4 protein-coding genes and 2 pseudogenes are annotated in these 5,713 nt (G+C 71.6%); all 6 read right to left on the bottom strand.

Annotated features, from left to right (window positions below; translation table 11 throughout):
• Window positions 1-71 precede the first annotated feature (71 nt).
• Window positions 72-1,583: pseudogene (gatB, locus tag ACFW2E_RS40135) on the bottom strand (Asp-tRNA(Asn)/Glu-tRNA(Gln) amidotransferase subunit GatB); the annotation flags it as partial.
• 15 nt (window positions 1,584-1,598) lie between these two features.
• On the bottom strand, window positions 1,599-1,841 hold the full coding sequence (locus ACFW2E_RS40130; protein WP_384475011.1) for a hypothetical protein: 243 nt from the start codon (window positions 1,839-1,841) through the stop codon (window positions 1,599-1,601).
• Entirely contained in the window at window positions 1,838-3,331 is a 1,494-nt protein-coding gene (gatA, locus tag ACFW2E_RS40125) for an Asp-tRNA(Asn)/Glu-tRNA(Gln) amidotransferase subunit GatA (RefSeq protein WP_384475008.1), read from the bottom strand. Before gatA ends, ACFW2E_RS40130 begins: the two co-directional genes overlap by 4 nt.
• Window positions 3,332-3,335: 4 nt before the next feature.
• Window positions 3,336-3,632, bottom strand: a complete 297-nt coding sequence (gene gatC, locus ACFW2E_RS40120) for an Asp-tRNA(Asn)/Glu-tRNA(Gln) amidotransferase subunit GatC (RefSeq protein ID WP_018531282.1) — start codon at window positions 3,630-3,632, stop codon at window positions 3,336-3,338.
• An 81-nt stretch (window positions 3,633-3,713) separates the two neighbouring features.
• A complete protein-coding gene (locus ACFW2E_RS40115; RefSeq protein ID WP_384475004.1) occupies window positions 3,714-4,220 on the bottom strand; it encodes a cupin domain-containing protein in 507 nt (168 codons plus the stop codon).
• Between the two features lie 298 nt (window positions 4,221-4,518).
• A pseudogene (locus tag ACFW2E_RS40110) lies at window positions 4,519-5,646 on the bottom strand (putative bifunctional diguanylate cyclase/phosphodiesterase); the annotation flags it as partial.
• Window positions 5,647-5,713 lie beyond the last annotated feature (67 nt).

Below are 5,713 nucleotides of genomic sequence, written 5' to 3'. Positions count from 1 at the left end.
GGCCGCGCCCTCGGCCCGCCCGCGCGCGGGCCCGGCGCGGCCCAGCGGGCCGCTACCGGTCGTGGCGAACAGCCCACGCTGCGGCCCTGCTTCTCGAGCTTCAGCTCCTTGACGCGGGCCGCGTCGGCCTGGCCCCGGGTGGCCTTCATGACCGCGCCGACCAGGGCGCCGGCCGCGGCCACCATGCCACCGCGGATCTTGTCGGCGATGCCCGGGTTGCCGGCGATGGCCTCCTCGACGGCGGCCGTCAGCGCGCCCTAGTCGGAGACGACCTTCAGTCCGCGCTTGTCGACGACCTCGTCCGGGGTGCCCTCGCCCGCGAGGACGCCCTCGATGACCTGGCGGGCCAGCTTGTCGTTCAGGTCACCCTTCGAGACCAGCTCGGCGACCCGGGCGACCTGCGCCGGGGTGATCGCCAGCTCGTCCAGCGCCTTGCCCGACTCGTTGGCGCTGCGCGCCAGTTCGCCCATCCACCACTTGCGGGCGGACGCCGCGTCGGCACCGGCGTCGATCGTCGCGACGATCGGGTCCAGCGCGCCGGCGTTGAGGATCGCCTGCATGTCGGTGGCCGAGATGCCCCACTCCGCGAGGAGGCGGTTACGGCGGGCCAGCGGCATCTCCGGCAGCGCGGCGCGGATCTCCTCGACCCACTCGCGGGAGGGGGCCACCGGGACGAGGTCCGGCTCGGGGAAGTACCGGTAGTCCTCGGCCTCCTCCTTCACACGGCCCGAGGTCGTCGACCCCGTGTCCTCGTGGAAGTGCCGGGTCTCCTGGATGATCGTGCCGCCGGAGGAGAGCACGGCCGCGTGGCGCATGATCTCGAACCGGGCCGCGCGCTCCACGGATCGCAGCGAGTTGACGTTCTTGGTCTCGGAGCGCGTGCCGAACTTGTCGCTGCCCTTGGGCATCAGCGACAGGTTCACGTCACAGCGCATCTGGCCCATCTCCATGCGGGCCTCGGAGACGCCGAGCGCCTTGATGACCTCGCGCAGCTCACGCACGTACGCCCGGGCGACCTCGGGAGCGCGCTCGCCGGCGCCGACGATCGGCTTGGTGACGATCTCGATCAGCGGGATGCCGGCGCGGTTGTAGTCCAGCAGGGAGTGGGACGCGCCGTGGATACGGCCGGTCGCGCCACCCACGTGGGTGGACTTGCCGGTGTCCTCCTCCATGTGGGCGCGTTCGATCTCCACCCGGAAGGTCTCGCCGTCCTCCAGCTGCACGTCGAGGTAGCCGTTGAAGGCGATCGGCTCGTCATACTGGGAGGTCTGGAAGTTCTTCGGCATGTCCGGATAGAAGTAGTTCTTCCGGGCGAAGCGGCACCACTCGGCGATCTCGCAGTTCAGCGCGAGACCGATCTTGATCGCGGACTCGACGCCGGTCGCGTTGACGACCGGGAGCGAGCCGGGCAGGCCGAGGCAGGTGGGGCAGGTCTGCGTGTTGGCGTCCTGACCGAGCTCGGTCGAACAGCCGCAGAACATCTTGGTCTTGGTGCCGAGTTCGACATGGACCTCGAGGCCCATGACGGGGTCGTACGACGCCAGCGCGTCCTCGTACGACACCAGGTCGGTCGTGGTGGTCACGGTGAAACTTCCCTCTCAGCCCAGCAGGACGTCGTCGTCGCCCAGCCGCTTCAGCTCGCGGTACAGGATGGCGAGGCCGGTGACGATCGCGACCGCGGACACGGTGGCGTCGATCAGCCGCAGCGTGTCGTGCTCGGCGCGGGCCTTCTTGATCTGCTTGGCGACACCGATCGCGCCGAACGCGGTGGCGGCCATGGACATGTACGTACCGGACTTGGACTTCTTGAAGCCCTTGGCCTTCGACAGTGCATTGCTCACAGCGACGGTGCCTCCTCGAGCAGCGGGTGCCCCCACTTTTCCACGAAGGCGGCCTCGACAGCGGCACCCACCTTGTAAAGGCGGTCGTCCTGCATCGCCGGGGCGATGATCTGCAGGCCCACCGGCAGGTTGTCCTCCGGGGCCAGGCCGCAGGGCAGGGACATGGCCGCGTTGCCCGCCAGGTTGGTCGGGATGGTGCAGAGGTCGGCCAGGTACATCGCCATCGGGTCGTCGGCGCGCTCGCCGATCGCGAAGGCGGTGGTCGGCGTCGTCGGGGAGACGATGACGTCGACCTGCTCGAAGGCCTTCTCGAAGTCCCGCGTGATGAGCGTGCGGACCTTCTGGGCGGAGCCGTAGTACGCGTCGTAGTAGCCGGAGCTGAGCGCGTACGTGCCGAGCATGATGCGGCGCTTGACCTCGGAGCCGAAGCCCGCCTCACGGGTGAGGGAGGTGACCTCCTCGGCCGAGTGGGTGCCGTCGTCGCCCGTTCGGAGGCCGTAGCGCAGGCCGTCGAAGCGGGCGAGGTTGGAGGAGCACTCGGACGGAGCGATCAGGTAGTACGCCGACAGCGCGAGGTCGAAGGACGGGCAGTCCAGCTCGACGATCTCGGCGCCCAGCCCCTTCAGCAGCTCGACGGACTCGTCGAAGCGCTGGATGACGCCGGCCTGGTAGCCCTCGCCGCGGAACTGCTTGACGACGCCGACGCGCATGCCCTGGACGCTGCCGTTGCGGGCTGCCTCGACGACCGGCGGGACGGGGGCGTCGATGGACGTGGAGTCGAGCGGGTCGTGCCCGGCGATCACCTCGTGCAGGAGCGCGGCGTCCAGGACCGTACGGGCACAGGGGCCGCCCTGGTCGAGGCTGCTGCTGAAGGCCACCATGCCGTAACGGGACACCGCACCGTACGTCGGCTTCACACCGACCGTGCCGGTGACGGCGGCCGGCTGGCGGATGGAGCCGCCGGTGTCGGTGCCGATGGCCAGCGGGGCCTGGAAGGAGGCGAGCGCGGCGGAGGAGCCGCCGCCGGAGCCGCCGGGGATCTTGGTGAGGTCCCACGGGTTGCCGGTCGGTCCGTACGCGCTGTTCTCGGTGCTGGACCCCATGGCGAACTCGTCCATGTTGGTCTTGCCGAGGATGACCACGTCGGCGGCCTTCAGCCGCTTGGTGAGCGTCGCGTCGTACGGCGGGATCCAGCCCTCGAGGATCTTCGAACCGACGGTGGTCGGAACGCCCTCGGTGGTGAAGATGTCCTTGAGTGCGAGGGGAACGCCGGCCAGCGGGCCGAGCTTCTCCCCCTTCGCCCGCTTCTCGTCGACGGCACGGGCCTGCGCCAGGGCGCCCTCGCGGTCGACGTGCAGGAAGGCGTGCACCTTCTCGTCGACGGCCTCGATCCGGGCGAGGTGGGCCTCGGTGACCTGGACGGCCGTGAGCTCGCCGGAGGCGATCCTCTCGGCGGTCTCGGCGGCCGTGAGCTTGATGATGTCCGTCATGGGATCAGTCCTCCCCCAGGATCTGCGGCACCTTGAAACGCTGCTGCTCCTGGGCCGGGGCGCCGGAGAGCGCCTGCTCGGGGGTGAGCGAGGGACGGACCTCGTCCGCGCGCATGACGTTCGTCAGCGGGAGCGGGTGAGAGGTCGGCGGTACGTCTTGGTCGGCGACCTCGCTGACGCGTGCGACCGCGCCGATGATGTCGTCCAGCTGGCCTGCGAAGTGGTCGAGTTCTTCGGGCTTCAGCTCCAGACGCGCCAGCCGGGCGAGGTGGGCGACCTCCTCGCGCGTGATGCCAGGCATGCAGCGATCCTCTGGGGTGAGAGTTTGTGGTTTGGGCCCAATCCTATGGGGCCGGATGCGGTGACCGTTAAACGGTTTGGCTCAGCGGCCCGGCTCGCGGCGGCGGGCGTCCCAGGCCGCGCTGCGCAGGAAGTGGTTGTCGTACCGGTCCTGCACCTCCAGCAGGCTCTCCCGGGTGGCCTCGCCGAGGGCGACGCGCCGCAGGTGGCGGAAGTACTCGAAGCGCTCGACGCCCGGCGTGATGACGATCAGGAGGTCGGCGTCGCAGCCGGGGACGGCGGCGAAGGCGTGCGGCATGCCGGGCGGGACGACGACCAGGTCCCCGGGCCCGGCGGTGACGACCTCCTCCCCGGAGAGCAGCTCGGCGGCACCGTCGAGCACGAAGAACATCTCGGCGGAGCCGTCGTGGCGGTGTGGGGCGGCGCCGTCGGCCCCCCGGGTGAGGGTGACTCGCTGGGTGGACAGGGCCCCGCCCGTGCTGCTGCTGTCGGCCAGCAGCCGGACGGTGGTGGGCGCGCGGCCGACGGCCTCTGCCTCCGCCTCCCGCACGACCACGGTCTCGTCGAACTTCGGAACGATCAGGGACATGGCTGGTGGCATCGTCCTTCTGCGCGGGTCCCGCCGGCCCGGACGGGCCGTGCCGGCCGGGCGGTGCCGTTCGGGTCATGCCGGTGTCGCGGGGTGAGGCACGCGCTCCCCCAGAGGGGGGACCCCCAGCCGCGGTGCCGCCGCTCGCCGGCTCCCCCGCGTTCTCGGCGTCGCTCGATCAGGGGGATCCCCATCGCGTCGGCTCCCTCCTCCGCCTTGCAGCCGCACACACCCGGCCCCGCTCGACCCGGCCGCGAGCCACCGCTCCTCACAGCCGGCCCGGACCGAACGGCACCCCCTACCCGATCCGCCCCGGGTCGTCCGCGGCGGCCGCCGGGAGGGCGGCTCTGGGACGCTGCCAGCCCCGGGAGCCGCGGGCACGCAGCCACGCCGTGGTCTCCTCCGGCGGCATCGCCGCCGCGACCAGCCACCCCTGCACGGCATCGCACCCCAGGTCCCGCAGCCGTTCCCAGGTCTCGTCGTCCTCGACGCCCTCGGCAACGACCAGCAGCCCGAGGGAGTGCGCGAGGTCGACCGTGCACCGCACGATCGCCGCGTCCTGCGTGTCCACGGCCAGCCGGGCCACGAACGACCGGTCGATCTTCAGCTCGCTGACCGGCAGTCGGCGCAGATGCACCAGCGAGGAGTACCCGGTGCCGAAGTCGTCCAGGGACATCTTCACGCCGTGCCCGGTCAGCCCGGCCAGGGTGTCGGCGGCACGCTGCGGGTCCTCCAGCAGCACGTGCTCCGTTATCTCCAGTTGGAGCGCTCCCGCCGGAACGCCGTGCCGGGCCAGCCGTGCGGCCACCGAGCCCGCGAACCCGGGCGTGTGGACGTCACGGGGAGAGACGTTGACCGCGACCGGCACCAGCAGGCCCTGCGCGCGCCACTGCGCGACCTGGCCGAGCGCCGTCTCCAGGACGTACTCGGTCAGATGGGGCATCAGCCCGGAGGACTCGGCGATCGCTATGAACTCGTCCGGCGGCACCTTCCCGCGCTCGGGGTGCACCCAGCGGACGAGCGCCTCCAGCCCGGCGACCTGTCCGTCGAAGCGGACCTTGGGCTGGTAGTGCAGCTGGACCTCGTGGGCGTCCAGGGCGCGGCGCAGATCGCCGAGCAGGCCGAGCCGGTCCGGCGTGTTGGAGTCCCGCTTGGACTCGTACACCTCGACGCCGGTGCGGTCCCGCTTCGCCTGGTACATCGCCACGTCCGCCCGGCGCAGCAACCCCTCGGCGTCCAGGGCGTGGTCCGGGAAGACGGCGACGCCCGCGCTGGCCTCCAGGACGAGCGTGAGCCCGTCGAGGTCGAGCGGCGAGCTGAGGGCGGCGACGAGATTGCGGGCGACCCGGATCGCCGACGTCGTGGAGTCGGCGACGGGCCGTAACACCGCGAACACGGCGCCCCCCAGCCGGGGGGCCCCCCCCCCCCCCCGCCCCCCCCCCCCCCACCCGCCAACCAAAAACACCCCACACCCCGCCCCCCCCCCAAGAACC

It is taken from the genome of Streptomyces sp. NPDC058964, assembly GCF_042741275.1.
In the GTDB taxonomy this organism is placed as follows: Bacteria; Actinomycetota; Actinomycetes; order Streptomycetales; family Streptomycetaceae; genus Streptomyces.
Note: the sequence above shows the minus strand (reverse complement) of the source record. Positions and strands in the feature narration are given on the sequence as shown.

Excerpts from the sequence above, each read along its gene's own strand:
- gatA (WP_384475008.1), bottom strand. The coding sequence starts at position 3,331 with ATGACGGACATCATCAAGCTCACGGCCGCCGAGACCGCCGAGAGGATC.
- gatC (WP_018531282.1), bottom strand. The coding sequence starts at position 3,632 with ATGCCTGGCATCACGCGCGAGGAGGTCGCCCACCTCGCCCGGCTGGCG.
- ACFW2E_RS40115 (WP_384475004.1), bottom strand. The coding sequence starts at position 4,220 with ATGTCCCTGATCGTTCCGAAGTTCGACGAGACCGTGGTCGTGCGGGAG.